The organism is Streptomyces sp. NPDC088794 (assembly GCF_044750545.1).
Taxonomy (GTDB): Bacteria; Actinomycetota; Actinomycetes; order Streptomycetales; family Streptomycetaceae; genus Streptomyces.
The window spans coordinates 319,271-346,253 of sequence record NZ_JBIVKB010000007.1 but is presented as its reverse complement, the minus strand read 5'-3'; the positions used below and the strand labels follow the sequence as shown (position 1 = coordinate 346,253).

25 protein-coding genes and 1 tRNA gene are annotated in these 26,983 nt (G+C 71.8%); 9 read left to right on the top strand and 17 right to left on the bottom strand.

From position 1 onward, the window contains the following. Positions 1–107: 107 nt before the first annotated feature. Entirely contained in the window at positions 108–1,142 is a 1,035-nt protein-coding gene (locus ACIP6U_RS22275) for an ATP-binding cassette domain-containing protein (RefSeq protein WP_401720384.1), read from the top strand. After that, positions 1,139–1,987 carry an ABC transporter permease gene (locus ACIP6U_RS22270; RefSeq protein ID WP_401720381.1) on the top strand — a complete coding sequence of 283 codons (849 nt, stop codon included), beginning with the start codon at positions 1,139–1,141 and terminating at the stop codon, positions 1,985–1,987. Before ACIP6U_RS22275 ends, ACIP6U_RS22270 begins: the two co-directional genes overlap by 4 nt. Positions 1,988–2,011: 24 nt before the next feature. On the opposite strand, the gene ACIP6U_RS22265 is transcribed toward ACIP6U_RS22270, so the two are convergent. The 6 genes from ACIP6U_RS22265 to pdhA all read right to left on the bottom strand — a co-directional run bounded on the left by ACIP6U_RS22265 (position 2,012) and on the right by pdhA (position 9,466). Then, the gene (locus ACIP6U_RS22265; RefSeq protein WP_401720378.1) at positions 2,012–3,109 is read right to left on the bottom strand and encodes a potassium channel family protein; all 1,098 of its coding nucleotides are present in this window, start codon (positions 3,107–3,109) and stop codon (positions 2,012–2,014) included. Then, positions 3,106–4,497, bottom strand: coding sequence for a molybdopterin molybdotransferase MoeA (locus tag ACIP6U_RS22260; RefSeq protein WP_401720375.1), 1,392 nt, complete (start codon positions 4,495–4,497; stop codon positions 3,106–3,108). Before ACIP6U_RS22260 ends, ACIP6U_RS22265 begins: the two co-directional genes overlap by 4 nt. Next, positions 4,494–5,564 (bottom strand): NTP transferase domain-containing protein, encoded by a 1,071-nt coding sequence (locus ACIP6U_RS22255; protein WP_401720373.1) that lies wholly within the window; start codon positions 5,562–5,564, stop codon positions 4,494–4,496. Before ACIP6U_RS22255 ends, ACIP6U_RS22260 begins: the two co-directional genes overlap by 4 nt. Positions 5,565–5,877: 313 nt before the next feature. Next, positions 5,878–7,329, bottom strand: coding sequence for a dihydrolipoamide acetyltransferase family protein (locus ACIP6U_RS22250; protein ID WP_401720370.1), 1,452 nt, complete (start codon positions 7,327–7,329; stop codon positions 5,878–5,880). Further along, positions 7,329–8,333 carry an alpha-ketoacid dehydrogenase subunit beta gene (locus ACIP6U_RS22245; protein WP_401720367.1) on the bottom strand — a complete coding sequence of 335 codons (1,005 nt, stop codon included), beginning with the start codon at positions 8,331–8,333 and terminating at the stop codon, positions 7,329–7,331. The genes ACIP6U_RS22250 and ACIP6U_RS22245 overlap by 1 nt, the downstream gene beginning before the upstream one ends. After that, positions 8,333–9,466, bottom strand: coding sequence for a pyruvate dehydrogenase (acetyl-transferring) E1 component subunit alpha (gene pdhA / locus ACIP6U_RS22240; RefSeq protein ID WP_401720364.1), 1,134 nt, complete (start codon positions 9,464–9,466; stop codon positions 8,333–8,335). The genes ACIP6U_RS22245 and pdhA overlap by 1 nt, the downstream gene beginning before the upstream one ends. A gap of 174 nt (positions 9,467–9,640) precedes the next feature. Between pdhA and ACIP6U_RS22235 the strand changes: the two genes are divergently transcribed. Then, positions 9,641–10,159 (top strand): Lrp/AsnC family transcriptional regulator, encoded by a 519-nt coding sequence (locus ACIP6U_RS22235; protein ID WP_401720362.1) that lies wholly within the window; start codon positions 9,641–9,643, stop codon positions 10,157–10,159. 13 nt (positions 10,160–10,172) lie between these two features. Here ACIP6U_RS22235 and ACIP6U_RS22230 read toward each other — a convergent pair whose 3' ends face one another. Both ACIP6U_RS22230 and ACIP6U_RS22225 read right to left on the bottom strand, forming a co-directional pair. Next, the gene (locus ACIP6U_RS22230; RefSeq protein ID WP_401720359.1) at positions 10,173–10,763 is read right to left on the bottom strand and encodes a TetR/AcrR family transcriptional regulator; all 591 of its coding nucleotides are present in this window, start codon (positions 10,761–10,763) and stop codon (positions 10,173–10,175) included. After that, the gene (locus ACIP6U_RS22225; RefSeq protein WP_401720358.1) at positions 10,760–12,277 is read right to left on the bottom strand and encodes a 3-hydroxyacyl-CoA dehydrogenase; all 1,518 of its coding nucleotides are present in this window, start codon (positions 12,275–12,277) and stop codon (positions 10,760–10,762) included. The genes ACIP6U_RS22230 and ACIP6U_RS22225 overlap by 4 nt, the downstream gene beginning before the upstream one ends. 170 nt (positions 12,278–12,447) lie before the next feature. Between ACIP6U_RS22225 and paaN the strand changes: the two genes are divergently transcribed. Further along, the gene (paaN, locus tag ACIP6U_RS22220; RefSeq protein ID WP_401720355.1) at positions 12,448–14,139 is read left to right on the top strand and encodes a phenylacetic acid degradation protein PaaN; all 1,692 of its coding nucleotides are present in this window, start codon (positions 12,448–12,450) and stop codon (positions 14,137–14,139) included. A gap of 90 nt (positions 14,140–14,229) precedes the next feature. Here the strand turns inward: paaN and ACIP6U_RS22215 are convergent, their stop codons facing one another. The 3 genes from ACIP6U_RS22215 to ACIP6U_RS22205 are packed head-to-tail and all read right to left on the bottom strand — an operon-like array spanning position 14,230 to position 17,071. Beyond that, positions 14,230–14,991 carry a TrmH family RNA methyltransferase gene (locus tag ACIP6U_RS22215; protein WP_401720352.1) on the bottom strand — a complete coding sequence of 254 codons (762 nt, stop codon included), beginning with the start codon at positions 14,989–14,991 and terminating at the stop codon, positions 14,230–14,232. Continuing rightward, the gene (locus ACIP6U_RS22210) at positions 14,988–16,217 is read right to left on the bottom strand and encodes an HTTM domain-containing protein (protein WP_401720350.1); all 1,230 of its coding nucleotides are present in this window, start codon (positions 16,215–16,217) and stop codon (positions 14,988–14,990) included. Before ACIP6U_RS22210 ends, ACIP6U_RS22215 begins: the two co-directional genes overlap by 4 nt. Next, the gene (locus ACIP6U_RS22205; RefSeq protein WP_401720347.1) at positions 16,214–17,071 is read right to left on the bottom strand and encodes a DUF5819 family protein; all 858 of its coding nucleotides are present in this window, start codon (positions 17,069–17,071) and stop codon (positions 16,214–16,216) included. The genes ACIP6U_RS22210 and ACIP6U_RS22205 overlap by 4 nt, the downstream gene beginning before the upstream one ends. 290 nt (positions 17,072–17,361) lie before the next feature. Here ACIP6U_RS22205 and ACIP6U_RS22200 point away from each other — a divergent pair, with 290 nt between their 5' ends. Beyond that, positions 17,362–18,495: an acyl-CoA dehydrogenase family protein gene (locus tag ACIP6U_RS22200; protein ID WP_401720344.1), complete on the top strand. Its 1,134-nt coding sequence runs from the start codon at positions 17,362–17,364 to the stop codon at positions 18,493–18,495. A 23-nt stretch (positions 18,496–18,518) separates the two neighbouring features. Here the strand turns inward: ACIP6U_RS22200 and ACIP6U_RS22195 are convergent, their stop codons facing one another. From ACIP6U_RS22195 to ACIP6U_RS22175, 5 genes are all read right to left on the bottom strand, one after another. Continuing rightward, positions 18,519–18,848, bottom strand: coding sequence for a rhodanese-like domain-containing protein (locus tag ACIP6U_RS22195; protein ID WP_401720611.1), 330 nt, complete (start codon positions 18,846–18,848; stop codon positions 18,519–18,521). 92 nt (positions 18,849–18,940) lie between these two features. After that, positions 18,941–19,786, bottom strand: coding sequence for a J domain-containing protein (locus ACIP6U_RS22190; protein ID WP_401720341.1), 846 nt, complete (start codon positions 19,784–19,786; stop codon positions 18,941–18,943). Between the two features lie 155 nt (positions 19,787–19,941). Beyond that, the gene (locus ACIP6U_RS22185) at positions 19,942–20,415 is read right to left on the bottom strand and encodes a hypothetical protein (protein WP_401720339.1); all 474 of its coding nucleotides are present in this window, start codon (positions 20,413–20,415) and stop codon (positions 19,942–19,944) included. A gap of 28 nt (positions 20,416–20,443) precedes the next feature. Next, positions 20,444–21,880, bottom strand: coding sequence for a DUF2252 domain-containing protein (locus tag ACIP6U_RS22180; RefSeq protein WP_401720608.1), 1,437 nt, complete (start codon positions 21,878–21,880; stop codon positions 20,444–20,446). Between the two features lie 191 nt (positions 21,881–22,071). Then, a complete protein-coding gene (locus tag ACIP6U_RS22175) occupies positions 22,072–22,434 on the bottom strand; it encodes a winged helix-turn-helix transcriptional regulator (RefSeq protein ID WP_401720336.1) in 363 nt (120 codons plus the stop codon). 102 nt (positions 22,435–22,536) lie between these two features. Here ACIP6U_RS22175 and ACIP6U_RS22170 point away from each other — a divergent pair, with 102 nt between their 5' ends. Beyond that, on the top strand, positions 22,537–23,190 hold the full coding sequence (locus ACIP6U_RS22170) for an FMN-dependent NADH-azoreductase (RefSeq protein ID WP_401720334.1): 654 nt from the start codon (positions 22,537–22,539) through the stop codon (positions 23,188–23,190). Positions 23,191–23,302: 112 nt separating this feature from the next. Here ACIP6U_RS22170 and ACIP6U_RS22165 read toward each other — a convergent pair. After that, positions 23,303–23,389 (bottom strand) — tRNA-Leu (locus ACIP6U_RS22165). A gap of 524 nt (positions 23,390–23,913) precedes the next feature. On the opposite strand from ACIP6U_RS22165, the gene ACIP6U_RS22160 reads away from it, so the two are divergent. The 3 genes from ACIP6U_RS22160 (at position 23,914) to ACIP6U_RS22150 (ending at position 26,966) form a co-directional block, all read left to right on the top strand. Continuing rightward, positions 23,914–24,789: an FhaA domain-containing protein gene (locus ACIP6U_RS22160; RefSeq protein ID WP_401720331.1), complete on the top strand. Its 876-nt coding sequence runs from the start codon at positions 23,914–23,916 to the stop codon at positions 24,787–24,789. A 10-nt stretch (positions 24,790–24,799) separates the two neighbouring features. Then, positions 24,800–25,312 (top strand): FHA domain-containing protein, encoded by a 513-nt coding sequence (locus ACIP6U_RS22155; RefSeq protein ID WP_123998936.1) that lies wholly within the window; start codon positions 24,800–24,802, stop codon positions 25,310–25,312. Between the two features lie 91 nt (positions 25,313–25,403). After that, positions 25,404–26,966 (top strand): Stp1/IreP family PP2C-type Ser/Thr phosphatase, encoded by a 1,563-nt coding sequence (locus ACIP6U_RS22150; protein WP_401720605.1) that lies wholly within the window; start codon positions 25,404–25,406, stop codon positions 26,964–26,966. Positions 26,967–26,983 lie beyond the last annotated feature (17 nt).

Here is a 26,983-nt window from a genome sequence, read left to right as displayed (position 1 = left end):
CCCGTCCGCCGGGTCCGTACCGAAAAAAGTGTGCGATCACCGATGAGTTCCGGAGAAGGTAAAGGTCTCACCATGCAGAACCCAAGTGCGTGGAAGGAAAACCCACCATGAGCCAGCACACGACCGGCCTGGCCATCGAGACCGCGGGACTGGTGAAGACGTTCGGCGACACCAGGGCGGTGGACGGCGTCGACCTCGCCGTCCCGACCGGCACGGTCTACGGCCTCCTCGGCCCGAACGGCGCGGGCAAGACCACCACCGTCAAGATGCTGGCCACGCTGCTGCGCCCGGACGGCGGCCAGGCACACGTCTTCGGCCACGACGTCGTGCGCGAGGCCGACGACGTCCGCGCCCGCGTCAGCCTCACCGGCCAGTACGCGTCGGTGGACGAGGACCTCACCGGCGCCGAGAACCTGATCCTGCTGGGCCGCCTGCTCGGCCAGGCCAAGAAGGCCGCGCGGGAGCGTTCGGCGCAGCTCCTGGAGGCCTTCGGGCTCACGGACGCGGCGGGCAAGCAGGTCAAGCACTACTCCGGCGGCATGCGACGCCGTATCGACATCGCCGCGTCCATCCTCAACACCCCCGATCTGCTCTTCCTCGACGAGCCGACCACCGGACTCGACCCGCGCAGCCGCAACCAGGTCTGGGACATCGTCCGCGCGGTCGTCGCGCAGGGCACGACGGTGCTGCTGACCACGCAGTACCTGGACGAGGCCGACCAGTTGGCGTCCCGGATCGCCGTCATCGACCGCGGCAAGGTGATCGCCGAGGGCACGAAGGGCGAGCTCAAGGCGTCCGTCGGCGCCGGTTCCGTACACCTGCGGCTGCGGGACGCGGGGCAGCGGCCCGAGGCGGCCGAGGTGCTGCGGCGGACGCTGGACGCGCAGGTGCAGCTGGAGCCGGACCCGGTCGCGCTGACCGCCCGCGTGGGCGCGGCGGCGAGCGACAAGGCCGCCGAACAGGCCGCCCGCGCGCTGGGTGAACTCGCCCGCGCGGGCATCACCGTGGACAACTTCTCGCTGGGCCAGCCCAGCCTGGACGAGGTCTTCCTCGCCCTCACCGGACACGACACGCAGGACTCGGCGGAGCAGGGCACGGACAAGGCAGAGCAGGGCAACCGGAAGAGCGAGGCCGTCGCATGAGTACCGCAACGAGCACCGAGACCAAGGACCTCGCCCCCGTCAGCGCCGAGTCCCTCGCGGCGCTGCTGATCGGCGGGGAGCGACCGCCGAGGCCCAGCGCCCTGTCCGCCTCGCTGACCTTCGGCTGGCGGGCCATGCTCAAGATCAAGCACGTGCCGGAGCAGCTCTTCGACGTGACCGCGTTCCCGATCATGCTGGTGCTGATGTACACGTACCTCTTCGGGGGCGCCCTGGCCGGGTCACCGACGGAGTACATCCAGTTCCTGCTGCCGGGCATCCTGGTGATGTCGGTCGTGATGATCACCATGTACACGGGCATCTCGGTCAACACCGACATCGAGAAGGGCGTCTTCGACCGCTTCCGCACGCTGCCGATCTGGCGGCCGGCGGTGATGGTCGGCTATCTGCTCGGTGACGCCCTGCGGTACACGATCGCGTCCGTCGTGATGCTCACCGTCGGCATGATCATCGGCTACCGCGCGGACGGCGGGGTGGCCGGCGTGCTCGCCGGGATCGCGCTGCTCGTCGTCTTCTCGTTCGCGTTCTCGTGGATCTGGACGATGTTCGGACTGCTGCTGCGCACCGAGAAGTCGGTGATGGGCGTCAGCATGATGGTGATCTTCCCGCTGACCTTCCTGTCCAACGTCTTCGTCGACCCGCACACCATGCCCGGCTGGCTCCAGGCCTTCGTCAACAACAGCCCGATCACCCACCTCTCGTCGGCGGTGCGCGGCCTGATGGCGGGCGACTGGCCGGCCGACGAGGTCGCCTGGTCGCTGGGCTGGGCGGGCCTGTTCGTGCTGGTCTTCGGCCCGGTCACGATGCGGCTGTACAACCGCAAGTAGTCCGGGCGGTTCCCACGGCCCCGGTCAGTGCCGGTGCATCGGGCGGACGTCGGGCGCGATCTGCGTGCCCGGCGACGCCCGCACGATCGTGATCAGCCGGTCCGTCAACTGCAGTGTCCCGACGGCCGGATCGTCGTATCCGAGCACGCGATGCCCGCGTACGACACTCACCACCAGGTCGTCGGTCTCGCGCGGCTTCCTGCCCACCTCGGCCTTTATGACGGGCCGCTCCACCATGTCGAGCCCGCTGCCCTGCTGGATGAGGTCCTCCATCACCATGCCGGCCGCGGGGCTGAGCACGGACAGACCGAGCAGCCGGCCGGCCGCGCTCGCGCTGGTGATGACGGCGTCGGCGCCGGACTGCTTGAGCAGCGGCGCGTTCTCCTCCTCGCGCACGGCGGCCACGATCTTGGCGCCGCGGTTGAGCTGCCGGGCCGTCAGGGTCACCAGTACGGCCGTGTCGTCGCGTTGGGTCGCGATGATGATCTGCCGCGCCCGCTGCACCTCGGCCCGCGTCAGCACCTCGCTGCGGGTCGCGTCCCCGATCACCCCGGCGAACCCGTCGGCGGTCGCCGCCTCGATCACCTTGGCGCTGGGATCGACCACGACGACCTGCTCCTGCTTCAGCCCGGTCGCGCAGACGGTCTGGACCGCCGAACGCCCCTTCGTCCCGAAGCCGATGACGACGGTGTGATCGCGCAAGGTGGACCTCCAGCGGTTCTGACGCCATTCCTCCCGGGTCCGTTCGGTGAGGACTTCGAGCGTGGTGCCGACCAGGATGATCAGGAAGACCACCCGCAACGGCGTGATGACGAGGATGTTGATGAGCCGGGCACCGTCGCTGACGGGGGCGATGTCGCCGTATCCGGTGGTGGAGAGGGTGACGGTCGCGTAGTAGGCCGCGTCCAGGAAGTCGACCGAGCCGTCGGAGTTGTCGTTGTAGCCGTCCCGGTCGAACCAGACGATCAGGGCGGTGGCGGCCAGCACCAGCAGCGCCATCAGCAGCCGTCTCAGGACCTGCTGGATGGGGCGCTCGACGACCTTCTTCGGGAGTTTCACCCGATGGGTCACGAGATGCTCGTCCGCCTGCCGGGCGATCGCGTCATGGCCCGGAAGTTTCACGTGAAACACACCCCGATCCCGGCGAACGCCCAGGGCAGATCGAGCAGTTCGAGCTCCTCACCCGCACGGGACCCACCCGGTGGTACGACGACCAGGGCATCGGCCGCCGCGATACCGCGCAGCATCGCCGGACCGTTGTAGTGCAGCGCCACGGCGTGGTCACCGCGCAGCACGACGGGGATCAACCGGGTGTCGTACGGATGCCCGTGGACCGCGTCCTGGATCGGCATCGTGTACGGCTCGGGGGCCGGGCGGGCCGCGAGGGTCCGCAGCAGGGGCTCGGCGAGCGTGAGCAGGCCGGAGACGGCGGCGAGGGGATTGCCGGGCAGGCCGACGAGGTGCTGGTTCTCCTTGGTGCGGGCCAGCAGCATGGGGTGGCCGGGGCGCACCTCGACGCCGTCCACGAGGAGTTCGGCGCCGATGCGGTCCAGGGTGGGGTGGACGTGGTCGACGGGCCCGGAGGCGGTGCCGCCGGTGGTCACGATCAGATCGGCGGCGGAGCCGGTGACCGCCTTGTGCAGGGCCTTGGCGTCGTCACCGATCCGGCGGACCGCGATCACGTCCGCGCCGAGCGCCCGCAGCCACGACGGCAGCATCGGCCCGAGCGCGTCCCGGATCAGGCCGTCCCGTGGCAGCCCCTCGGTGAGCAACTCGTCGCCCAGGACAAGGACTTCGACGCGGGGAGCGGGTACGACGGTGAGGGTGTCGTAGCCGGCCGCTGCGGCGAGACCGAGCACCGCCGGGGTCACGAGCGTGCCCAGGGGCACGAGTTGGTCCCCGGAGCGGCACTCCTGTCCCCGCGGCCGGATGTCCTGACCGTGCTGGAGATCCCGCCCGGCGTGCAGACGTCCCTTGTCGTCGGTGCGCCCGTGCTCGCTGCGCAGCACGGCGGTGGTGTCCGACGGGATCCGCGCACCGGTGGCGATCCGCACGGCCTCCCCGTCGGTGAGCCGCGCCGGCTCCCCGTGCCCGGCCAGCACGCCCTCGTCCCGTACGTCCCAGGGGCCGGGCCCGGCGACCGCCCAGCCGTCCATCGCCGAGGTGTCGAAGGAGGGCAGGTCGGTGAGGGCGGTGAGGGGGGCGGCGAGGGTGAGTCCGAGGGCGTCCTCGATCCGCACGGAGACAGGAGCGCGCCGCCCGCCGGACCGAGCCGCCCGCGCGGCGATCGCCCTGGCCTCGGCCCAGGCGGTGGCCCGGTGCGTGTCCGCGTGCTGATCGTGCCGGGTGCCGGGTCCGCCGGGCGAGGGCACGGCGTCACCGGAACCGGAAGCGGGGCCGGAACCATGACCATGAGCAGGAGTACGCCCGTTGGGATCCCTCACCAGCGCGAGCACCTCATCGACGTCGAAGTCGGTGTCCTCGGCGTTCCCACCGGTCCGGGCGGTCATCCGGCGTCCGGAGCGGGCCTGGCCTCGGAGTCGTCCTCCTCGGCCCAGCGCAGGGCGAGCGCGGCGGCCTTGCGGGCGGCCTCGGCGACGGCTTCCGGACCACCCCCGGCCTGCGCGGCCGCGTACCCGACGAGAAACGTCGTCAGCGGCGCCGCGGGCCTGGCCACACCATGGGCGGCGTCACGGGCGAGGTCGAGCAGAACGCCGGTGTCGACGTCCAGATCGAGCCCCAGCTCGTCCTTGACAGCGGAAATCCATTCATCCAACACGTGCCCATGCTCCCTGATACGTGCCCTGGCGGCGGCGATGTCGTCCCAGGTGTCGCAGTCGAACGACGCGACGGGGTCGGGGACGCGGGTAAGACGAAGACCACTGACCAGACGCCGGAGGGGGAGGCCGGTCAGGGGGGTGGGATCGGTGGCGGTGGAATCGGTAGAGGTGAGATCGGTAGAAGTGCAATCGGTGGAGGGCGGCGAGCCCGAGGGCGCGGCCGAGCGGGCAGACGTCACCGGGCCGGTGGAAGGGTCTGGTCCGGCGGGGCCCACTCCTGCGGACCGGGCGTTCGGAGCGCCGGACCCGCTCACCCCCGCCCCGGCCAGCGCAGCGAGCTCGCGGTGCAGGGCGTCCGCGCGGTACGCGGCGACCAGGGGTTGGTCGCGGCCGTCGGTGTCGGTGAGGAGGGCGCCCTCCGTGCCGCCCGCCCGCAGGACCGCCAACAGCCGCTGCACGGTCGTCGGTTCGAGGAACGGGAGGTCGGCGGAGAGGACGACGACGTGTTCCGCCATGGTGTGCGCGAGACCGGCGGCGAGCGCGGCGACCGGGCCCCCGCCGGGCGGTTCCTCCCGCGCCCACAGCACGGGCCGGGCGGTGGGGCGGACATCGGCGACGACCACGGTCGTACGCGCGTCGGCGCAGGCGGCGAGCACCCGGTCCAGCAGTGCCCGCCCGCCGACCCGCACCCCGGGCTTGTCGGCACCACCGAGCCGCCGAGCGGCACCTCCGGCGAGCACGACGGCGTCGTAGGCCGGGTCGGCACCGGGGCGGCCCGGGGGCTCGTACGAGGTCACCCCCCGAGTATGCGTGCCGTCACGATCACAGGGAACGTGCGGGCGGTGACGCAATCACGGGGTTGCGGGGGTCAGGACGGGACGGGTGGGGCAGGCGCGGGCCAGGCGGTGACGCCACGGGCCGCGTCACCGGGTGCGGGACGGGAGGCGCGGCCGGACCCGACCACACATCCGCACCCGCACCACGCACCCCGGCTCAACGCGAGCGGGACGCGAGGCGGCGGCCCGGCTCAGGCCACGCACCCGCACCCGCGCCCGCACTCACCCTGCCCCTCGCCCAAGCCCCTCGCCCGAGCCCCACGCACGGGCCCGCTCACAACGTCCGCAGCAGCACCGCCGGTTGTTCCACGCAGTCCGCCACGTAGCGCAGGAAGCCGCCCGCGGTGCCGCCGTCGCAGACGCGGTGGTCGAAGGTGAGGGAGAGCTGGACGACCTGGCGCACGGCCAGTTCGCCCTCGTGCACCCACGGCTTGGGGACGATGCGGCCGACGCCGAGCATCGCGGCCTCGGGGTGGTTGATGATCGGCGTGGAACCGTCGACGCCGAACACCCCGTAGTTGTTCAACGTGAAGGTCCCGCCCGTGAGTTCACTGGGCGTGAGCGTGCCGGCCCGCGCCGCCTCGGTCAGCCGGGCGAACTCCGCGCTCAGCGACTCGGCGTCCCGCCCATCGGCGTCCCGCACGACCGGTACGACCAGACCCCGCTCGGTCTGTGCGGCGAAGCCGAGGTGGACGTGCTCCAGTCGGACGATCTCCCTGGCCTCCATGTCGACGGAGGAGTTGAGCTCGGGGAAGCGGGCGAGGGCGGCGGTGCAGACGCGGGCCAGCAGGGCGAGCACGGAGATCTTCGGCCCGCTCCCGGCGTTCATCGCGGCCCGCGCGCGCATGAACTCCGTCGCGTCGGCGTCCACCCAGCAGGTCGCGTCCGGGATCTCGCGCCGGCTGCGGGAGAGCTTGTCGGCGACGGCCCCGCGAACTCCCTTGAGGGGCACGCGAGTTCCCGCGCGCGTGACACCCGACGGGGTGGGTGCGGCGGTCTGCGCGACAGGCGTGGCGGTTTGCGCGAGGGGCGCGGAACCCGTGGCCGTGACCATGGTCGTCACCGTGCTCGGCGAGACCCCGGTACGCATCGCCTGCTCGACGTCCGCCCGCAGGATCAGTCCGTCGCGGCCGGACCCCGTCATCGCCCGCAGATCCAGACCGTTCTCGCGGGCGAGCCGCCGCACGAGAGGCGAGATGACCGGCACTGGCCCGTCGGAGCTCCGGCCGGTCGACCCGTCGGCGGTCTCGACGGTGCCGTCGATCCGCCCCGGCCCGGCCGCGCCATTGCGAACCGGCGCCGTCGAAGCCGTCGAAGCCGTGGACACCGCAGGACCCGGCGAAGCGGCGGCACCCGTCGGCTCCGCGGGCCGGACCCGCCGTCGCCGCGCGGGTGCCTCCGAAGTGCCGTACCCCACAAGGACGTTGCCCGAGCCCTCCGCCGAACCACCGGAGGCCTCCGCCGGACCGCCGGACGGCGACCCACCGACCGCCACCGTCAGCAGCGGCGCCCCCACGGGCAGTTCCGCGCCCTCCTCGCCGAAGCGGGCCGTGACCACGCCGCCGTAGGGGCAGGGCACCTCGACCATCGCCTTGGCCGTCTCGACCTCGACGACCGGCTGGTCGATGGCGACGACGTCGCCGACCTGGACCAGCCAGCGCACGATCTCCGCCTCGGTGAGCCCTTCGCCGAGGTCGGGCAGTTTGAACTCCAGCACCTGTGCCATCAGCCCTCGGCCTCCCACTGAAGTCGGGCCACCGCGTCCAGGATCCGGTCCACGCCGGGCAGATGGTGCCGCTCCAGCATCGGCGGCGGGTACGGGATGTCGAACCCGGCCACGCGCAGCACCGGCGCCTCCAGGTGGTGGAAGCAGCGCTCGGTCACGCGGGCCGCGATCTCCCCGCCGGGGCCGCCGTAGCCGCCCGACTCGTGCACCACGACCGCGCGCCCGGTCCGCCGGACCGACGCGCACACCGTCTCGTCGTCGAACGGCACCAGGGAGCGCAGGTCGACGACTTCGAGGTCCCAGCCCTCGGCCCGCGCGGCCTCGGCGGCGTCGAGGCAGACGGGCAGGGACGGTCCGTAGGTGATGAGCGTGGCACTGGTGCCCGGGCGGCGCACCACCGCGCGGCCGATCGGCTCGACGGGCGACGGGTCGTCCGGGTTCCAGGAGTCCTTCGACCAGTACAGCCGCTTGGGCTCCATGAAGACGACCGGGTCGTCGGAGGCGATCGCGGAGCGCAGCAGTCCGTAGGCGTCGGCGACGGTCGCGGGCGTGACGACGTGCAGGCCCGGGGTCGCCATGTAGTACGCCTCGGAGGAGTCGCTGTGGTGCTCGACGCCGCCGATGCCGCCGCCGTAGGGGATGCGGACGGTAATGGGCAGGGGCATCGCCCCGCGCGTGCGGTTGCGCATCCGGGAGACGTGGCTGATCAGCTGCTCGAACGCGGGGTAGGCGAACGCGTCGAACTGCATCTCCACGACCGGCCGCAGCCCGTACATCGCCATGCCGACGGCCGCGCCGAGGATGCCCGCCTCGGCCAGCGGGGTGTCCGTGCAGCGGTCCTCGCCGAACTCCTTGGCGAGCCCGTCGGTGACCCGGAAGACCCCGCCGAGGGTGCCGACGTCCTCACCGAGGACGTGCACGGTCGGGTCGGCGGCCATGGAGTCGCGCAGCGCGCGCGTGAGGGCCTGCGCCATGGTGGCCGGCTTGAGGGCGACGGTGGTCATCAGTGCGCCCCTTCCCGCTCGGCGGCCAGCTCCGCCGCCAACTGCTCACGCTGCTCGCGCAGTTGCGGGGTGGGTTCGGCGTAGACGTGCGCGAAGAGGTCCATCGGGTCGAGCGCCGGGTCCTGGTTCATGCGCTCGCGCAGGTCGGCGGCCATGGTCTCGGCCGCGTCCCGGGCGGCCTGGACGCCGGCCTCGTCGAGCAGGCCGCGCTCGGTCAGCTCGTGCTCCAGGAGCGCGATCGGGTCGTGTGCGCGCCAGGCCTCGACCTCGGTGTCACCGCGGTAGCGGGTCGCGTCGTCGGCGTTGGTGTGGGCTTCGATGCGGTACGTGATCGCCTCGACGAGCGTGGGACCGCCGCCCGCGCGTGCGTGCCGTACGGCGTCGGCGAGGACCGCGTGCACGGCCGCCGCGTCGTTGCCGTCGACCAGGCGGCCCGGCATGCCGTAGCCGACCGCCTTGTGGGCCAGGGAGGGTGCCGCGGTCTGCTTGGCGAGCGGGACGGAGATGGCGAAGCCGTTGTTCTGGACCAGGAAGACGACCGGGGCCTGCCAGACGGCGGCGAAGTTCAGCGCCTCGTGGAAGTCGCCCTCGCTGGTGCCGCCGTCGCCGACCATGGCGAGCGCGACCACGTCGTCGCCCTTGAGGCGGGCGGCGTGCGCGAGCCCGACGGCGTGCGGGAGCTGGGTGGCGAGCGGGGTCGAAAGGGGGGCGATGCGGTGCTCGCGCGGGTCGTAGCCGGTGTGCCAGTCGCCGCGCAGCAGGGTGAGCGCCTGGACGGGGTCCAGGCCCCGGGCGACGGCGGCGAGGGTGTCGCGGTAGCTGGGGAAGAGCCAGTCGCGCTCCTCCAGGACGAGCGCGGCGGCGACCTCGCAGGCCTCCTGGCCGGTGCTGGAGGGGTAGACGGCGAGGCGGCCCTGCTTGGTGAGGGCGGTGGCCTGCGTGTTGTATCTGCGCCCGCGGACCAGTTCGGCGTACAGCCGACGCAGCAGGGCCAGGTCGGCCTGCGCGGCGGCGTCGGTGCCCAGAACGCGGAACGGGTGCGCGTCGGGCAGCAGCGGCGCGGGGTCCGTGCGGGGCTGCCAGGCGGGCGGCGGCGCGGGCCGGTAGGCGCCCCGCTGCTCCAGGACCGTCATGACGGCACCTCCTCGTGCGAACGGCTGTGGACGCGTCACGAGAGTGATGCGCCTCACCTACCGATTGTTCGGTCGTCGGCACATTTTGGCTACAGGCACCTCCAGGCTGTGGACAAACGGTTCTGCACAACCTCAAATGAACGCAGTACGTCCATGGTAGGGAGGCGGGGGGATATGGCACCTGAACAAATGGCCGAAGGATCAGAGGGCAGCGGGAGCAGCGGGGCCGGCGGGCCCCAGCCGCCCGCGCGCCCCCTCGACGCGATCGATCTGGACATCCTTCAGATGCTCCAGGCGGACGGCCGCGCGTCGATACGGTCCGTCGCCGAACGGGTGCACGTCTCGCGCGCCAACGCCTACGCGCGGATCAACCGCCTCCTCGAAGACGGCGTCATCCGGGGCTTCGGCGCCCGCGTCGACCACGAACGCGCCGGTCAGGGCACCTCGGCGTACATCACCCTGAAGATCGTCCAGAACTCCTGGCGCACGGTGCGCGAACAGCTGAGACAGCTGCCCGGGGCCTCCCACATCGCGCTGGTGGGCGGGGACTTCGACGTGCTGCTGCTGGTGCACACGCCCGACAACAAGGCGCTGCGCGAGCTGGTGCTCACCCGGCTCCAGAACATGCCGGAGGTGCTCAGCACGCGCACGCTGCTGGTGTTCGAGGAGGAGGACCTGGAGCCGCAGGGCTGACCCGTGTGGCGTGTCAGTCCTGCTGGCGCAGCCCCGAGAAGACCAGCCGTACGACCGCGTCCGCGACCTCGCGTTCGTTCATGCCGCGCCCGTCGGGGCGGTACCACTCGACGATCGAGTTGATCATGCCGAAGACCAGCCGCGTCGCGAGCCGCACCTCCACGTCGCCGCGCACCTCGCCGGCGTCGGCCGCGGCCCGCAGCAGGTCGGCGACCCGGTGGTCGAAGTCCCGGCGCCGGTCCAGGGCCCACCGCTCGGTGCCCGTGTTGCCGCGCACCCGCAGCAGCAGCGTCACGTAGGGCAGCTCGGTGATCAGCACCTCGACCATCCGCCGCACGACGTACTCCAGCCGCCCCTCGGCGCTGCCCACGCGCGCGGGCTCCTCGTCGAGGATCTCGAAGAGGCCGTCCAGGGCCCGGCTCACGGCCCGGCGCAGCAGCTCCTCCTTGCCGGCCACGTGGTGGTAGATCGACGACTTGGAGATGCCGGCCGCCTTGGAGAGATGCTCCATGGAGGTGCCGTCGTAGCCGCGCTCGTTGAAGACCTGGACGGCGACGGACAGCAGCGTCTCCGGGGTGTACGTGTCGCGCTTGGCGGTGGTCATGACGTGCTGCCCTCCCGCTTGTCGGTGGCGTACGCGTGTCGGTAGAGCGCGAGGGACGGCGCGTAGCGTCCGGACGGGTCGCGCATGTGCAGGTCGTCCAGGAGGGCGTAGGCCCAGTTGCGGCCGAGCCTGCGGCTCCATTCGAACGGGCCCAGGGGGTAGTTGACCCCCTGGCGCATCGCGGTGTCGATGTCCTCCTCGGTGGCCACGCCCTTGGCGACGGCGTCGTGCGCCAGGTCGACGATGCGGGCGACCGTGCGGGCGACGATCATGCCGGGGACGTCCCCGATGAGGCTGACGTCCTTGCCGAGCGCCTGGAAGAGGCCGGTGGCCTCGGTGAGCGTCTGCGGCGAGGTGTCCTGGGAGGCGGACAGGGCGATGCGGGTGGCCTTGCGGTAGTCGAGGGCCAGGTCGAAGTAGACGACGTCGCGGAACTCCACCGAGGTCTGGCCGTCGGCTAGCGCCAGCTGGCCGCCGCCGGGCAGCACCAGGCGGGTGCCGTGGTCCTCCTCGTCCTCGCGGACCTGGATGCCCGCCTCGCGCAGCAGCGGGAGCAGTTCGGCGGCCGGGCCCAGGTCGCCCTCGACGACGACGTAGGCGGGCGCCCGCTGCGGTTCCGCGGTGTGCGGCTCGGCGGGCTCGGCGTCCTTGCCGTGGTCGTACCAGCCCTGTCCGCTCTTGCGGCCGAGCCGGCCGGACTCCACCAGGCGGCGCTGGGCGAGCGAGGGCGTGAAGCGCACGTCCTGGAAGAAGGCCTCCCACACCGAGCGCGTCACCGCTTCGTTGACGTCCTGCCCGATGAGGTCGGTCAGTTCGAACGCTCCCATCCTGAAGCCGCCCGACTCGCGCAGCACGGCGTCGATGGTGGCGGGATCGGCGCCCTGGGCCTCGTAGACCGCGAACGCCTCGGCGTAGAAGGGCCGGGCGAGCCGGTTGACGATGAAGCCCGGGGTGTCGGCGCAGGCGACCGGGGTCTTGCCCCAGGCGCGGGCCATCTCGTACGCGCGCGTGGCCGACGTGACGTCGGTGGCGAAGCCGGAGACGACCTCGACGAGCGGCAGCAGCGGGGCGGGGTTGAAGAAGTGCAGGCCGACGAGACGGCCGGGGTTGCGCAGGGCGCCGCCGATGGCGGTGACGGACAGGGACGAGGTGTTGGTGGCGAGCAGACAGTCCTCGTCGACCAGGTCCTCCAGCGCCCGGAACAGGTCCTGCTTGACGTCCAGCCGCTCCAGCACCGCCTCGACGACCAGCGTGCAGTCCGCGAGGTCGGCGAGGTCGGCGGCGGGCAGCAGCCGCGCACGGGCCGCGTCCCGCTCGTCGGCGGAGAGCCGGTCCTTCGCGACGAGCCGGTCGAGACGGACGACGATCGCCTCGGCCGCCTCCTGGGCGCGTCCGGGGACGGTGTCGTACAACCGCACGTGGTGGCCGGCGACCAGCGCGACCTGGGCGATGCCCTGGCCCATGGTGCCGGTACCGACGACGGCCACGGGGCTGCTGAGGTCCAGTGCTGTCATGTGCGCGATCCTCCCGCACGGGGTTTTCCACAGATGCGGCGGACCCCCTTGTCCCGACCGATCGTTCGGTTACTCTAACTCTGAGCGGGTGTTCCCGCGCCTTGTTACTGCCCAGGTCATGAGCCCGGCAAAGAGTCACAGTGTTCGCAAGACGAGGAGATGGTCCCCCCATGGCTGCCGAACCGACCGCGCACGAACTGATCGCCAAGCACCGGCCCACACTCGACCAGGCCCTGGAAGCGATCCGTACGCGCGCGTACTGGTCGCCCCACCCCGAACACCCCAAGGCGTACGGGGAGAACGGCAGCCTGGACATGGCGGCGGGCAAGGCCGCCTTCGACGCCCTCCTGGGCACCCGCCTCGACCTGGACCAGCCGGGCACGGACGGCTGGACGGGCGGCGAGGTCTCGCCGTACGGCATCGAGCTGGGCGTCGAGTACCCGCACGCGGACCTCGACGTCCTGCTGCCCGCCATGAAGGCCGGACAGCGCGCCTGGCGGGACGCGGGCGCGGAGGTCCGCGCGGTGGTGAGCCTGGAGATCCTCAAGCGGATCGCCGACCGGACGCACGAGTTCGCGCACGCGGTCATGCACACCAGCGGCCAGGCCTTCATGATGGCGTTCCAGGCGGGCGGCCCGCACGCGCAGGACCGCGCCCTGGAGGCGGTGGCCTACGCGTACGCGGAGCAGGTCCGCACGCCCGGCACGGCCCAGTGGACCAAGCCGCAGGGCAAGCGCGACCCGCTGGTCATGACCAAGGAGTTCACGCCGGTCCCGCGCGGGATCGCCCTGGTGATCGGCTGCAACACCTTCCCGACGTGGAACGGCTACCCGGGCCTGTTCGCCTCCCTGGCCACCGGCAACGCGGTCCTGGTCAAGCCCCACCCGCGTGCGGTGCTGCCGCTCGCGCTCACCGTCGAGATCGCGCGCGAGGTGCTCGCCGAGGCGGGCTTCGACCCGAACCTGGTGGCGCTGGCGGCCGAGCGCCCCGGCGAGGGCATCGCCAAGACGCTGGCCACCCGCTCGGAGATCCGGATCATCGACTACACGGGTTCCACGGCGTTCGGCGACTGGCTGGAGGCCAACGCCCGCCAGGCGCAGGTCTACACGGAGAAGGCCGGCGTCAACACGGTCCTCGTGGAGTCGGCCGCGAACTACAAGGGCATGCTCGCCAACCTGGCGTTCTCGCTCTCGCTCTACAGCGGCCAGATGTGCACCACCCCGCAGAACCTGCTGATCCCCCGCGACGGCATCGGCACCGACCAGGGTCACAAGACCTTCGACGAGGTGGTCGCGGATCTCGCCCGCGCGGTCGACGGTCTGCTGGGTGACGATGCGCGCGCCAACGGGCTGCTGGGCGCGATCGTCAACCCTGACGTGAAGGCCCGTGTGGAGGCCGCCGCCGGACTCGGCGAAGTCGCCCTCGCCTCCCGGGAGATCACGAACCCCGAGTTCCCGGACGCGGTGGTGCGTACGCCGGTGATCGTGAAGCTGGACGGGGCGAAGCCGGACGACGAGGCCGCGTACATGAACGAGTGCTTCGGTCCTGTCTCCTTCGCCGTCGCCGTCGACTCCGCCGCGGATGCGGTGGCCTTGTTGGGGCGGACGATTCGGGAGAAGGGGGCGATGACGGTCGGGGCGTACACGACCGATGCGGGGGTCGAGGCTGCGGTCGAGGAGGTCTGCCTCGAGGAGGCGGCGCAGTTGTCGCTGAATCTGACGGGTGGGGTGTACGTCAATCAGACGGCTGCGTTCTCGGACTTCCACGGGTCCGGTGGGAATCCGGCGGCGAATGCTGCGCTGGCCGACGGGGCGTTTGTGGCCAACCGGTTCAGGGTTATTGAGGTGCGTCGGGACGCCTAAGGGGGTGGGGGTGCGGATTCTGCGCGGCTGACGGTTCGTTGTGGCTGGTCGCGCAGTTCCCCGCGCCCCTAAAAGCACTCGGCGCTGCCGTTAAAGGGGTGCCCCTGTTCCGATGCTCCAGTGGTACAAGGTCATCGCCACGCTCGTCGCCAAGTTGTAGCTGGAGACCTGCGGGCGCATCGGCAGGGACAGCAAGTGGTCGGCTCGCGCGCGTAGTTCGGGCGAGAGTCCGGCGCGCTCGGAACCGAAGGCGAGGACGGCGTCGTCCGGGAGTTTGATGCCCCGGATGTCGTCGCCCTCCGGGTCCAGGGCGAACAGCGGGCCCGGCGGCAGTTCTTCGACCGGCAGGTGCTCGACCGTGGTCGCGAAGTGCAGGCCCGCGCCGGCGCGCACCACCGTGGGGTGCCACGGGTCGAGCGTGCCGGTGGTGATCACGCCGGTCGCGCCGAAACCGGCGGCCAGGCGGATCACGGCGCCCGCGTTGCCCAGGTTGCGCGGGTTGTCGAGGACCACGACGGGCGTGGTGCGCGGCAGCCGCGTCAGCTTCTCCAGCGCGGCCTCGCGAGACGGTCGTACGGCCAACGCGGCGACCTCGGTCGGATGCGGGCGCGGCACGAGGTTCGCGTACGTCCCCGGCGCCACCTCCGTCAGAAGGCCGGCCAGCGTGTCCCGTACGTCCGGGGCCAGGTCGTCCGCGAGGGCCAGTGCCGCCGCCCGGTCCACCGCCACCGCCACCGGGATGTCGGCCCCGAAGCGCACGGCGTGCTTGAGGGCGTGGAAGCCGTCGAGCAGGACGGAGGCGTCGGCCAGCCGGTGCCAGGTGCTGAGCAGGTCCGGGTCGGAGGCGGTCATGGCGTGAAGCCTACGGGCGCGTGCTCGGGGTTCTCCGGGGCCTCCGGGGCGCGGGGCGCCGGCAGCTCCGTACGACCGCGTCGGACCCGGGCGAGGACGCGGTCACGCGCGCGTGCCGCCCAGCCGCCCGTGCGGAGCAGGAACGACGTCGGCAGGAAGACCGCGTCCGCCGCGATCATCGCCAGCGAGAAGAACGGCAGCCCCAGGACCACCGCGATCACGGCGTGCTCGAACATCATCGCGGCCAGCAGGACGTTCTTGACCCGCCGGTTGAACAGCGTGAACGGGAACGCGACCTGCACGATCACGGTCCCGTACGTCACCAGCATCACCATCGTGCCGCTGGAGGAGAGCAGGTCGGCGAGGGCGGGCCAGGGCGAGAAGTAGTCCAGGTGGAGCGGGTAGTAGACGGCGGTGCCGTCCTGCCAGCGCGAGCCCTGGATCTTGTACCAGCCGGCCGTCGCGTAGATCAGACAGGCCTCGGCCATGATCACGAACAGACCGGCGTTGTGCACGATGTTGCCGATGACGTCGAGCAGGATCCGCGGCTCGCTGCCCTTCGCCAGCCGCCCGACCGCCCACCACACGCCCAGCGCCGACCACATGCCCCACAGGATCACCGGCACGGTCGGGTCGACGCCGTCGAGCCGCCCGCCGGCGGTCACCGCGACCAGCGCGAAGCCGAGCACCGACCACAGGACGGGACCGGTCCGGTCCGTGACGTGCTCACCCCGCGCGCGTGCCTCGTCCGTGCGCCGCGCCCGCCGCGCGTCCAGCGACCACACCTGGCCGCAGCGGGTGAAGACGAGGTAGATCGACATCAGGTGCAGGACGTTGTCGCCGCCGTCACCCATGAAGACGCTGCGGTTCTGGAGCGAGAGCACACCGAGCATGAACAGCACGGACATCGTGCGGGTGCGCCAGCCCAGGAGCAGCAGCGCGCCGGTCAGCACGGCCAGCGCGTAGACGATCTCGAACCACGTCTGTCCGTCCGACCACATCAGGGCCGTGAACGCGTGGTTGTTGGCGATCAGCTGCTGGGCGAGGTCCCAGCTCCAGGGGCTGTCGGGACCGTACAGCTCCTGGCGGTGCGGCAGCTCGCGCAGCAGGAACAGCAGCCAGGTCGCGCTGAAACCGATACGGACCACGGCGGCCTGGTACGGGCCGAGCGCCGACTCGGTGATCCGGGCGATGGCCGCGGAGACCGACAGGGCGAAGCGGTTCACGCGGCGCCTCCGTCGCTGTCGGCGGCGGTGACCGTCCACCAGGGCAGCACGCGGTACATCGGTTGGTCCGAGATCTTCTCGTCACTCCACTTCGGCGCGGGCACGTTGGTGGTGCGTGCCCTGACCTGCACGTTCTCTATGACCCCGGTCCGCCCGGCCGCGCCCTCGCGGTCCAGACGCAGCACCACGATCCGCCGCAGATACGTCTCGGACAGGGTGCCGCGCAGGCCCGAGGGGCGGTTCTCGGCGTCGTGGGTGGAGGCGAAGAAGTCCCAGGCCCGGCGCAGTTCGTTCTGGTCGGTGTGGCTGGGCAGCAGATTGCCGTCTATGGCCCGGCCGTCCTCGGCGGACAGGTCGTACCAGCCGGTGGTGTTCACGTCCCCGTCCTCGGTGTGCACCTCGGCACGGACTTGGACGGCGATGTTCTGCTGGAGCGGATTGGGCGCGAAGAGCTTCCAGTTCTGCTCGAACTCCGGGTACACCCAGTCGTCTATCGCGTTGCCGTGCTGCTTGGTGACCGTGTTCGACGGCGCGACGTGCAGAAAGACCAGCGCGAGATGCACGCACACGGTCACGGCGACGACGGCCAGCGCGAGCGCGGCGGCGACCTGATAACGAGGGGAGAGCGCGGCCACGCCGGTACGGGGGTCGGGGGGCGGCAGGACGGCGGGGGGTACGGCGGCTGCGGGAGGTACGGCGGCTGCGCGGGGCACGACGTCAGGAGGTACGGCCGAGGGCGCTACCGCCGAGGTCGGCTCGGCCTCCGCGTCGGCTCCGGGAGTCGCCGTCCCGTCCGGCCCGCCCGGCCCGGCCGGCTCCCGCCGGGCGTCCGAGTCCGTGTCGTGCGTGTCCATTCCACCCCGTTTCCCGATCCCGGTCCGCGTTCGCGCACCGCTCCACCGCGCACTCGCACGGGAACGGTACTCAGGCCCGCCCGCCCGGCACAGCCCCCCTCGAACACCTGGTCGTGCCGGTCGTCCACAGCGAGGGACACCTTACGGGGCGCGGCCTCCAGGAGGTTCAGGACAAACCGGACGATCGGTCGGGGCGAATCCTGTGTCCACCCTCGACCATTCCCTTCTTCTAGAACCTGTTCTATCTTGACGCACCGTCAGATCAACGGAGCCGCCGAGAGGACTGGACCGTGGACTTCACCTTCACCGAGGAGCAGCAGGCGGCGGCAGAGGCGGCGCGGGGCGTGTTCGCCGGGGTCGCCCCCGACGCGGTGCCGAGTCCCGCGCTCGTCGCGGGCGCCGTCGCCGACGACTTCGACCGCGCGCTGTGGGCCACGCTCGCCGAGGCGGACCTGCTGAGCCTGCTGCTGGACGCGGAGTACGGCGGGGCCGGCCTGGACGCGATCGCGCTGTGCCAGGTGCTGCGCGAGTCGGCGAAGGTGCTGGCCAGGGTGCCGTTGCTGGAGAGCAGCGCGGCCGCGGCGGCCGTACAGACGTACGGCGGCGAGGAGTTGAGGTCGGCCCTGCTCGGGCCGGCGGGCCGCGGCGAGCTGGTGCTGACCGTCGCCTCCAGCGGACGTACCGGCCACGACGGGGCCGAACTCGCCGTGACCGCACGGCAGGACGGCGACGCGTGGATCCTGGACGGGGTGCAGACGGCGGTGCCGTGGGCCCAGGTCGCCGACCACATCCTCGTACCCGCGCACACGGCCACGGACCGGCCGGTGCTCGCGGTGGTCCCCCGCGCCCACGAGGGCGTCGGCCTGGGCGAGCAGTTCTCCACCAACGGCGAGCGGCTCGGCGAACTGCGCCTGGAGTCCGTCCGGATCGGCGCCCGTGACGTCATCGACGCCGACGGCGCCTGGGAGTGGCTGCGCGAGCTGCTGACCACCGGGACGTGCGCGCTGGCGCTGGGGCTCGGCGAGCGGGTGCTGCGCATGACCAGCGAATACACCGGCAAGCGGGAGCAGTTCGGGTTCCCGGTCGCCACCTTCCAGGCGGTGGCCGTGCAGGCCGCGGACCGTTACATCGACCTGCGGGCGATGGAGGCGACGCTGTGGCAGGCCGCCTGGCGGGTCGCCTCGGGGGCGCCGGGCGCGCTGCCGGTCTCCGGTGACGTGGCCGTCGCCAAGATCTGGGCCTCGGAGGGCGTACGACGGATCGTGCAGACGGCACAGCATCTGCACGGCGGCTTCGGGGCCGACGTCGAGTACCCGCTGCACCGGTACCACGCCTGGGCCAAGCACCTGGAACTGTCGCTCGGCCCCGCGGCGGCGCACGAGGAAGCCCTGGGCGACCTGCTGGCGGCGCACCCGCTCAGCTGACCCGCCCCGATGGGCCGAGACGTCTAGAGGACGAACCCGGTCCCGCCGTCGTCCGTCACGACGGGCCGGCCCGCCGCGGCCCACACCTGCATGCCGCCGTCGACGTTCACGGCGTCGATGCCCTGCTGGACCAGATACGTCGTGACCTGCGCCGAACGCCCGCCGGAACGGCAGATCACATTGACCTTGCCGTCCTGCGGCGCGGCCTCGGTCAGCTCGCCGTACCGGGCCACGAACTCACTGATCGGGATGTGCAGGGCACCTTCCGCGTGCCCCGCCTCCCACTCGTCGTCCTCACGGACGTCGAGCAGGAAGTCGCCGTCCCTGAGATCCCCGACCTCGACCGTGGGCACACCAGCTCCAAAATGCATGCCCCGACGCTACCCGACGCGCCCGACACCATGCCGGGCCGGTTGCTTCGCCCGCCGTCGGGCCGGCCCGGTGGCTACCCGACCAGCTCCGCCAACTCCCGCTCCCGCTCGGCGACCTGCGCCAGCAGCTGCTCGGCGATCTCGTCCAGCAGGTGGTCCGGATCGTCGGGCGCCATCCGCAGCATCGAGCCGATCGGCCCGTCCTCTAGCTCCTTGGCGACCAGGGCGAGGAGTTCCTTGCGGCGGGCGAGCCATTCGAGGCGGGCGTAGAGCTCCTCGCTGGGGCTCGGGCCGCGCTGCTCGGGCTCCGGTCCCTTGGCCCACTCCGCGGCCAGTTCGCGCAGCAGCGGCTCGTCGCCGCGCGCGTAGGCGGCGTTGACGCGGGTGATGAACTCCTCGCGCCGGGCCCGCTCGGACTCGTCCGTCGACAGGTCGGGGTGGGCCTTGCGGGCCAGTTCGCGGTAGAGCTTGCGGGCCTCGTCGCTGGGGCGCACCCGCTGCGGGGGCCGCACCGGCTGGTCGGTGAGCATCGCGGCCGCCTCCGGGAACAGTCCGTCCCCGTCCATCCAGCCGTTGAACAGCTCCTCGACGCCGGGCATCGGCATCACCCGGGCCCGCGCCTCGTCCGCCTTGCGCACATCCTCGGGGTCGCCGGTGCGGGCGGCCTTCGCCTCGGCGATCTCCGCGTCCAGCTCGTCGAGGCGGGTGTACATCGGCCCGAGCTTCTGGTGGTGCAGCCGGGAGAAGTTCTCGACCTCGATACGAAAGGTCTCGACCGCGATCTCGTACTCGATCAATGCCTGTTCGGCGGCCCGCACGGCCCGCTCCAGCCGCTCCTCGGGCCGCGGCGTACCGTCCTCGGGCACCGCCTGCGCCCCACCGGCGGCACCGGCACCCTGCTCAGCGTCTGGGCTCGTCACCCGCTCAGCGTAGGCCACGCGCGGGTCGCCCACGCCGCCCCACCGTCACGGGCCCTCACGACGACGGCCCGACACCGGTCCCAGGCCCCCGCAACCACCGGGGCCACGCGCGTCACTCACCACCACGGACACGGCGAACCGGCACGGTCACAGCCCTAGCCCGTCCCCGCCCCGGAGCACCCCGCCTCCACCCACTCCGCCGCCAGGTCCCGGCAGGCGACGACCAGCGTGCCCGGGCGGCAGGCGATCTCGTGGGTGCAGCCCTCGGGGTGCGGCAGGAGTTCGTCGAGGATCACGTCGCCCAGCGCCGAGACGTCGCAGAAGCCCAGGACGTCCACCTGGAAGCGCGAGACACCCTCGTACCGCACCAGGAGGTCCCCCTCGTGCTGCCCGCAGTCGTGGCCGAAGCGGATCTCGATCTCGTCGTCGCCGGTCCGGCGCACCGCCTGCGGCCTGAGATCCTTCACACACCGTCGGCCGGCGAGATCGTAGTGCCCGGGGTCGGTGGCGAACGCGCCTGCCCCCGGCGGCAGTTGGTCGGCGAGCGCCGGCAACCGCGCGAGATAGGGCCGCGGGTCGACGACCCCGGTCGCCTCACCGTCCCGCCCGTCGAGGTCGACGTACTTCACCCGGCGCTCCTCACATCCGTCACTTCCCTCAGACCCCCATCTCCGCCGGCACCTTCCCCGCCCGCACCGCGGCGACCAGGTCGGCGTGGTCGGCCTCCGTGCGGTCGGCGTAGGCGACGGCGAAGTCGGCCAGGGCCTCGTCCAGCTCCTCGCTCTTGCCGCAGTACCCGGAGATCAGGCGCGGGTCGGCGCTGTGGGAGTGGGCGCGGGCCAGCAGGGCGCCGGTCATGCGGCCGTAGTCGTCGATCTGGTCGGCGGCGAGGGCCGCGGGGTCGACGCTGCCCTTGCGGTTGCGGAACTGCCGTACCTGGAAGGGCAGTCCGTCGACCGTCGTCCAGCCCAGCAGGATGTCGCTGACGACCTGCATGCGCTTCTGGCCCAGGACCACGCGCCGGCCCTCGTGTTCGACGGTGGGTGTCTCGAAGCCGGCCGCCACCAGGTGCGGCACCAGCACGGACGGGCGGGACTCCTTGACCTGGAGCACGAGCGGTTCGCCCCGGTGGTCCAGGAGCAGCACCACGTACGAGCGCGTGCCCACGCTGCCCGTGCCGACGACCCGGAACGCGACGTCGTGCACCGCGTGCCGGGACAGCAGCGGGAGGCGGTCCTCGGAGAGCGTCGTCAGGTAGTGCTCCAGGGAGGAGGCGACCGCGGCGGCCTCCTCGTCAGGCACGCGGCGCAGCACGGGCGGGGCCTCCACGAAGCGGCGGCCGCCGTCCTCGGTGCGCTCCGTCGACTTCGCCGCGAACCGCCCGCTGGTGTTGCCCCGCGCCTTCTCGGAGACCCTCTCCAGGGTGCCGACCAGGTCGTGGGCGTCGGTGTGGGAGACGAGCTCCTCGTCCGCGATGGCGTTCCACGCGTCCAGCACCGGGAGCTTGGCCAGCAGCCGCATGGTGCGGCGGTAGGCGCCGACCGCGCCGTGGGCCGCCTTGCGGCAGGTGTCCTCGTCGGCGCCGGCCTCCCGGCCCGCGAGCACCAGTGAGGCGGCGAGCCGCTTGAGGTCCCACTCCCAGGGGCCGTCGACCGTCTCGTCGAAGTCGTTCAGGTCGATGACCAGGTCGCCGCGCGCGTCCCCGTACAGGCCGAAGTTGGCGGCGTGCGCGTCGCCGCAGATCTGGGCGCGGATCCTCGTCATGGGGGTCCGCGCGAGGTCGTGGGCCATGAGGCCGGCCGAGCCGCGCAGGAACGCGAAGGGGGTCGCCGCCATCCGGCCCGCCCGTATCGGCGTGAGCCCGGGGATGCGGCCGCGGTTGGACTCCTCGACGGCGGCGACCGCGGTGGGCCGGGAGCCGTCCAGGTCGAACGCCGCGTGCGAGCCGCGCGGGACCAGCCTGCGCAGCGCCTTGCCCTCGTCCTTGGGCGAGCCCTCGGCGGGCCCGTGGGCGAACCCCGGCACCCGCGGCAGCCTGCGCGCCGCGGCGACCGGCACCACGACCACCGTCGGCTCCGCGGCCGCCGGTTCCACAGCAGCCGTAGGCGCCGCGGACGCCGCAGCCTCGACTCCCGCCGTGTCTGTCGTCACCGCTCCGTTTTCGGTCACACCGACCGCCTCCCCCGCACGCACACGAACATCAACTCGTGCAGACCGTACAGCCGGTGGCCGAAACGCGTCAGACCCTGTGGACAACTCCACGCCTGTGGAAAACCGGACACCGGTCAGCAGTCCGGCGGCTGCGCCCCTTCGGGCAGGTGCACCTTCGCCCACTCCCCGAGCTCCTTGAGCGCGGGTTCCAGCGCGGCCCCGGCCGGCGTCAGCCGGTAGGAGACGCGCAGCGGCGGACCCTCGTCCACCTCGCGCACCAGCAGGCCGGCGGCGCCGAGTTCGGTGAGCCGGTCGGAGAGCATGCGCTCGCTGATGCCGGGGATGGCGCGGCGCAGGTCGGTGAAGTATCCGGGTCCGCCGGTCAGGACGGCCACGATCGGGCCGGTCCAGCGCTTTCCGAGCAGCTGGAAGACGCGCGTGATGCCGCCGTCGACCCGCTTGCACGCGCCCACATCGTGACCCTGCTCGACCGCCATGCACCCCAGGGTACTGCCCCCATCATGAGGGGATGAAAAAAAGTAAGTGACTGTGTTATCAATAGTCCAGTACGAATTCTCACCACCTTACGGGAGCTCCCCATGCCCACACTCCTGCACATCGACTCCTCCGTGTTCCCGGCCGAGGCCTCCGCCTCCCGGGCCGTCACGGAGGCCTTCCGCAAGGCCTGGGAGGAGCAGCACCCGGAGGGCACGGTGATCCACCGCGACCTCTCCGTGAACCCGGTGCCGCACATCACCGCCGACTCCCACACCGCGGGCTTCGCGGATCCGGCCACGCACACCCCCGAGCAGGCCGCCGCGTTCGCCGCGCGGCTGCGGCTGATCGAGGAGCTGGAGGAGGCGGACGCCGTGCTGATCGGCGCCCCGATGTACAACTTCGCGATCCCCTCGACCCTCAAGGCCTGGCTGGACAACGTGATCCTGATGGGCCGCACCGCCGGCACCGAGGACTCGAAGATCGCCGGCACCCCGGTCACCGTGGTCGCCAGCCGCGGCGGTTCCTACGCCCCCGGCACCCCGCGCGAACAGAACGAGTACGTGCAGAACTACCTCGCGGCGGTCCTCACCGGAACCCTCGCCCTGGACGTCGAGTTCATCGTCCCGGAGCTGACCATGGCCCCGCACAACCCGGCGATGGCCGAGCTGGTCCCCCTCTACGAGGCCTCGCGCGAGCGCGCCCTGGAGGAGGCCGCCACCAAGGCCAAGGCGGTCGCCGAACGCCTCGCCGCGTGACGCCCGCCGGGCGGTGGCGAAGCCGTGTGATTGTCCTCACCAGGTAATACGGCTCACACCGCCCCCGGACAACGCGAAGGCCCCCAAGTCCTGAGACTTGGGGGCCTTCGACTGGTGCGCGAGGGGGGAGTTGAACCCCCACGCCCTTTCGGGCACTGGAACCTGAATCCAGCGCGTCTGCCTATTCCGCCACCCGCGCATTGGGTGTGTCCTCGGGCTTTTCCCCAAGGGGTTGGCGCCTTCCGACATGCAGAAGATTAGCACGGGGGCAGGGGTGGGTTCACATCCCTTATCCGGGGGCAGCCGACGACCAGGGCAGTCGTCGAAGGCACCTCCGGACCGCCACCGGGCGGTGTGGTCGGCGAGTGATCCAAAAGTTCCCTGGCTCCGTATCAATGTGCGGCTGTTCACGTATCAACCTCGTACCGGTCCGGCCCGTCTCCCCAGGAGCCGGGCCGGGCGCACAGTCAGGTGCGGGACACTGGTCTGCGGCCGCCTCTACGATCCTTGCCAGAGGATGCGACGAGGAGTACGCGGGAGGAGTTCGCCAGGGGAGTGCACCGCGGGAGTTCGAAACAGGGCTCCGCAGGGAACTTCGCAGGCGTCGACACCCGTCGACAGGGCCGACAGGGGGAACCAGCCGATTCAGCGGCGCGTGGATACGATCAGTAAGCAGTACCAAGTACGCAGTGCCCAGGACGGCAGAGACGGAGGAGGTGCCCCATGGGAGTCCTGAAGAAGTTCGAGCAACGCCTCGAAGGTCTGGTCAACGGCACCTTCGCCAAGGTGTTCAAGTCCGAGGTCCAGCCGGTGGAGATCGCGGGCGCGCTGCAGCGTGAGTGCGACAACAACGCGACCATCTGGAACCGCGACCGGACCGTGGTGCCCAACGACTTCATCGTGGAGCTGAGCGCGCCGGACTTCGAGCGGCTCAGCCCCTACTCCGGCCAACTCGGCGACGAACTGGCCGGCATGGTGCGCGACTACGCCAAGCAGCAGCGGTACGCCTTCATGGGACCGATCAAGGTCAACCTGGAGAAGGCGGACGACCTCGACACCGGTCTGTACCGGGTGCGCAGCCGTACGCTCGCCTCCTCCACCAACCAGCAGGCCCCCGGCAGCGCCGCCCCGGCGGCTCCGCCCGCGGCCGGCCGGCCCGGCGGCGGTTACGGCTACCCGCCGGCCGCCGCACCCGCGGCCGCCCCGCCGATGCCCGCCGGGCCGCCGCCCGGCGGCGCGCGCCCCGGTGGGTACGGCTCCCCGCAGCAGGCCCCGCGCGCGGGCGGCGGCCCGGTCGGCGCTCCGGCGCCCGGCTCCCGTACCCGCCACTGGATCGAGATCAACGGCACCCGCCATCAGATCTCCCGCGCGACGCTGGTGCTGGGCCGCAGCACCGAGGCCGACGTGCGGATCGACGACCCCGGAGTATCCCGCCGGCACTGCGAGATCCGGACCGGATCGCCCTCTACCGTCCAGGATCTCGGGTCCACCAACGGCATCGTGGTGGACGGGCAGCACACCACCCGCGCTACGCTCCGCGACGGCTCGCGGATCGTCGTGGGCCAGACCACCATCGTTTACCGGCAAGCCGAAGGGTGAAGCGGGGGCAATGTCAGAGCTGACCCTGACGGTCATGCGGCTAGGATTTCTGGCCGTTCTATGGCTGTTCGTGATCGTGGCCGTGCAGGTCATCCGCAGCGACCTGTTCGGAACGCGGGTCACCCAGCGCGGGTCCCGCCGGGAGGCCGGGCGCCAGCAACAGCCCGCCCGCCAGCAGGCCGCGCCCCCACCGCAGCGTCAGCAGGCCGGCGGCCGCCAGCGACGCAACGCACCGACCAAGCTCGTGGTGAGCGAGGGCATCCTCACCGGCACCACCGTCGCGCTGCAGGGCCAGACCATCACCCTGGGCCGGGCGCACGACAGCACGATCGTGCTGGACGACGACTACGCCTCCAGCCGCCATGCCAGGATCTATCCGGACCGCGACGGCCAGTGGATCGTCGAGGACCTGGGCTCCACCAACGGCACGTATCTCGACCGGAGCCGGCTGACTACCCCCACGCCGATTCCGCTGGGCGCGCCGATCCGCATCGGCAAGACCGTCATCGAGCTGCGGAAGTAGATACGACAATGAGCGAGCGGAGCGAGCACGCAGCGGTGGCCCCCACCACGGGCCCCGGCGCGCTCCCGACCGGAGGGTGGGCACCGTGCGGATGTACCCGGAGCCGACGGGCGAGGTGCGCATGAGTCTGTCACTGCGCTTCGCCGCCGGATCGCACAAAGGCATGATCCGGGAGGGCAACGAGGACTCCGGATACGCCGGTCCGCGCCTGCTCGCCATCGCCGACGGCATGGGCGGCGCCGCCGCCGGTGAGGTCGCCTCCTCCGAGGCCATCTCCGTCATCGTGGCGCTCGACGACGACGTACCGGGCTCCGACATCCTCACCTCCCTGGGCACGGCCGTGCAGCGGGCCAACGACCAGCTGCGCATGATGGTCGAGGAGGACCCCCAGCTGGAGGGCATGGGCACCACGCTCACCGCCCTGCTGTGGACCGGCCAGCGGCTGGGCCTCGTCCACGTCGGCGACTCGCGCGCGTACCTGCTGCGCGACGGCGTGCTGACGCAGATCACGCAGGACCACACCTGGGTGCAGCGGCTGGTCGACGAGGGCCGGATCACCGAGGAGGAGGCCACCACCCACCCGCAGCGCTCCCTGCTGATGCGCGCGCTGGGCAGTGGCGACCATGTCGAGCCCGACCTCTCCATCCGTGAAGTCCGGGCCGGCGACCGCTACTTGATCTGCTCCGACGGTCTGTCCGGGGTGGTGTCCCACCAGACCCTGGAGGACACCCTCGCCAGCTACCAGGGCCCCCAGGAGACCGTGCAGGAGCTGATCCAGCTCGCGCTGCGCGGCGGCGGCCCCGACAACATCACGGTGATCATCGCCGACGTCCTCGACCTCGACACCGGAGACACCCTCGCCGGGCAGCTCTCCGACACCCCGGTCGTGGTCGGCGCGGTCGCCGAGAACCAGCATCAGCACCAGCAGCACGACAACGGCATCATGCAGACCCCGGCCGGCCGCGCCTCCGGGCTCGGCCGCCAGGGTCACGGCCAGGGCGGGGGCGGCGAGTTCGGCCCGCCCGGCTCCGGCGACACCACCGGCTACGTGCCCGCGGGCGGCTTCGGCGACTACTCCGACGAGGACTTCGTCAAGCCCGGCAAGGGCCGCAAGTGGCTCAAGAGATCCTTCTACAGCGTGCTCGCGCTCGCCGTCATCGGCGGTGGCCTGTACGGCGGTTACCGCTGGACGCAGAACCAGTACTACGTCGGCACCAAGGGCGAACACGTCGCGCTGTACCGGGGCATCAGCCAGGACCTGGCCTGGGTCTCGCTCTCGAAGGTGCAGAAGGACCACCCCGAGATCGAACTCAAGTACCTGCCGCCCTACCAGCAGAAGCAGGTCAAGGCCACGATCGCCGAAGGCGGGCTGAAGGACGCCCAGTCGAAGGTCGACGAGCTCTCCGTGCAGGCCTCCGCCTGCAAGAAGGAGTCGGAGCGCGAGGCCGCCGAGAGCGAGAACAGCTCGAAGACCGGTACGGGCGAGGCGGGTGGGACCACGGGAACCACAAACACCTCACTCACGTCCAAGGCCACGCCGAGCCCCTCGACCTCACCGAACCCGTCCACATCAGCGACCGCCCCGACCCCCAGCCCCGGCCCCAGCCTCTCGGAGGAGGAGCAGAAGGTCGTCTCGCTGTGCGGTAAGCAGTAGGCAAGCCGTGAGAGGCC

Coding starts and splice junctions, on each gene's coding strand:
- ACIP6U_RS22155 (WP_123998936.1), top strand. CDS start 24,800: ATGTCAGAGCTGACCCTGACGGTCATGCGGCTAGGATTTCTGGCCGTT.
- ACIP6U_RS22215 (WP_401720352.1), bottom strand. CDS start 14,991: ATGACCGCCTCCGACCCGGACCTGCTCAGCACCTGGCACCGGCTGGCC.
- ACIP6U_RS22170 (WP_401720334.1), top strand. CDS start 22,537: ATGCCCACACTCCTGCACATCGACTCCTCCGTGTTCCCGGCCGAGGCC.
- paaN (WP_401720355.1), top strand. CDS start 12,448: ATGGCTGCCGAACCGACCGCGCACGAACTGATCGCCAAGCACCGGCCC.
- ACIP6U_RS22175 (WP_401720336.1), bottom strand. CDS start 22,434: ATGGCGGTCGAGCAGGGTCACGATGTGGGCGCGTGCAAGCGGGTCGAC.
- ACIP6U_RS22270 (WP_401720381.1), top strand. CDS start 1,139: ATGAGTACCGCAACGAGCACCGAGACCAAGGACCTCGCCCCCGTCAGC.
- ACIP6U_RS22150 (WP_401720605.1), top strand. CDS start 25,404: ATGTACCCGGAGCCGACGGGCGAGGTGCGCATGAGTCTGTCACTGCGC.
- ACIP6U_RS22160 (WP_401720331.1), top strand. CDS start 23,914: ATGGGAGTCCTGAAGAAGTTCGAGCAACGCCTCGAAGGTCTGGTCAAC.
- ACIP6U_RS22205 (WP_401720347.1), bottom strand. CDS start 17,071: ATGGACACGCACGACACGGACTCGGACGCCCGGCGGGAGCCGGCCGGG.
- ACIP6U_RS22245 (WP_401720367.1), bottom strand. CDS start 8,333: ATGACCACCGTCGCCCTCAAGCCGGCCACCATGGCGCAGGCCCTCACG.
- ACIP6U_RS22230 (WP_401720359.1), bottom strand. CDS start 10,763: ATGACCACCGCCAAGCGCGACACGTACACCCCGGAGACGCTGCTGTCC.
- pdhA (WP_401720364.1), bottom strand. CDS start 9,466: ATGACGGTCCTGGAGCAGCGGGGCGCCTACCGGCCCGCGCCGCCGCCC.
- ACIP6U_RS22235 (WP_401720362.1), top strand. CDS start 9,641: ATGGCACCTGAACAAATGGCCGAAGGATCAGAGGGCAGCGGGAGCAGC.
- ACIP6U_RS22275 (WP_401720384.1), top strand. CDS start 108: ATGAGCCAGCACACGACCGGCCTGGCCATCGAGACCGCGGGACTGGTG.
- ACIP6U_RS22250 (WP_401720370.1), bottom strand. CDS start 7,329: ATGGCACAGGTGCTGGAGTTCAAACTGCCCGACCTCGGCGAAGGGCTC.
- ACIP6U_RS22225 (WP_401720358.1), bottom strand. CDS start 12,277: ATGACAGCACTGGACCTCAGCAGCCCCGTGGCCGTCGTCGGTACCGGC.
- ACIP6U_RS22260 (WP_401720375.1), bottom strand. CDS start 4,497: ATGACCGCCCGGACCGGTGGGAACGCCGAGGACACCGACTTCGACGTC.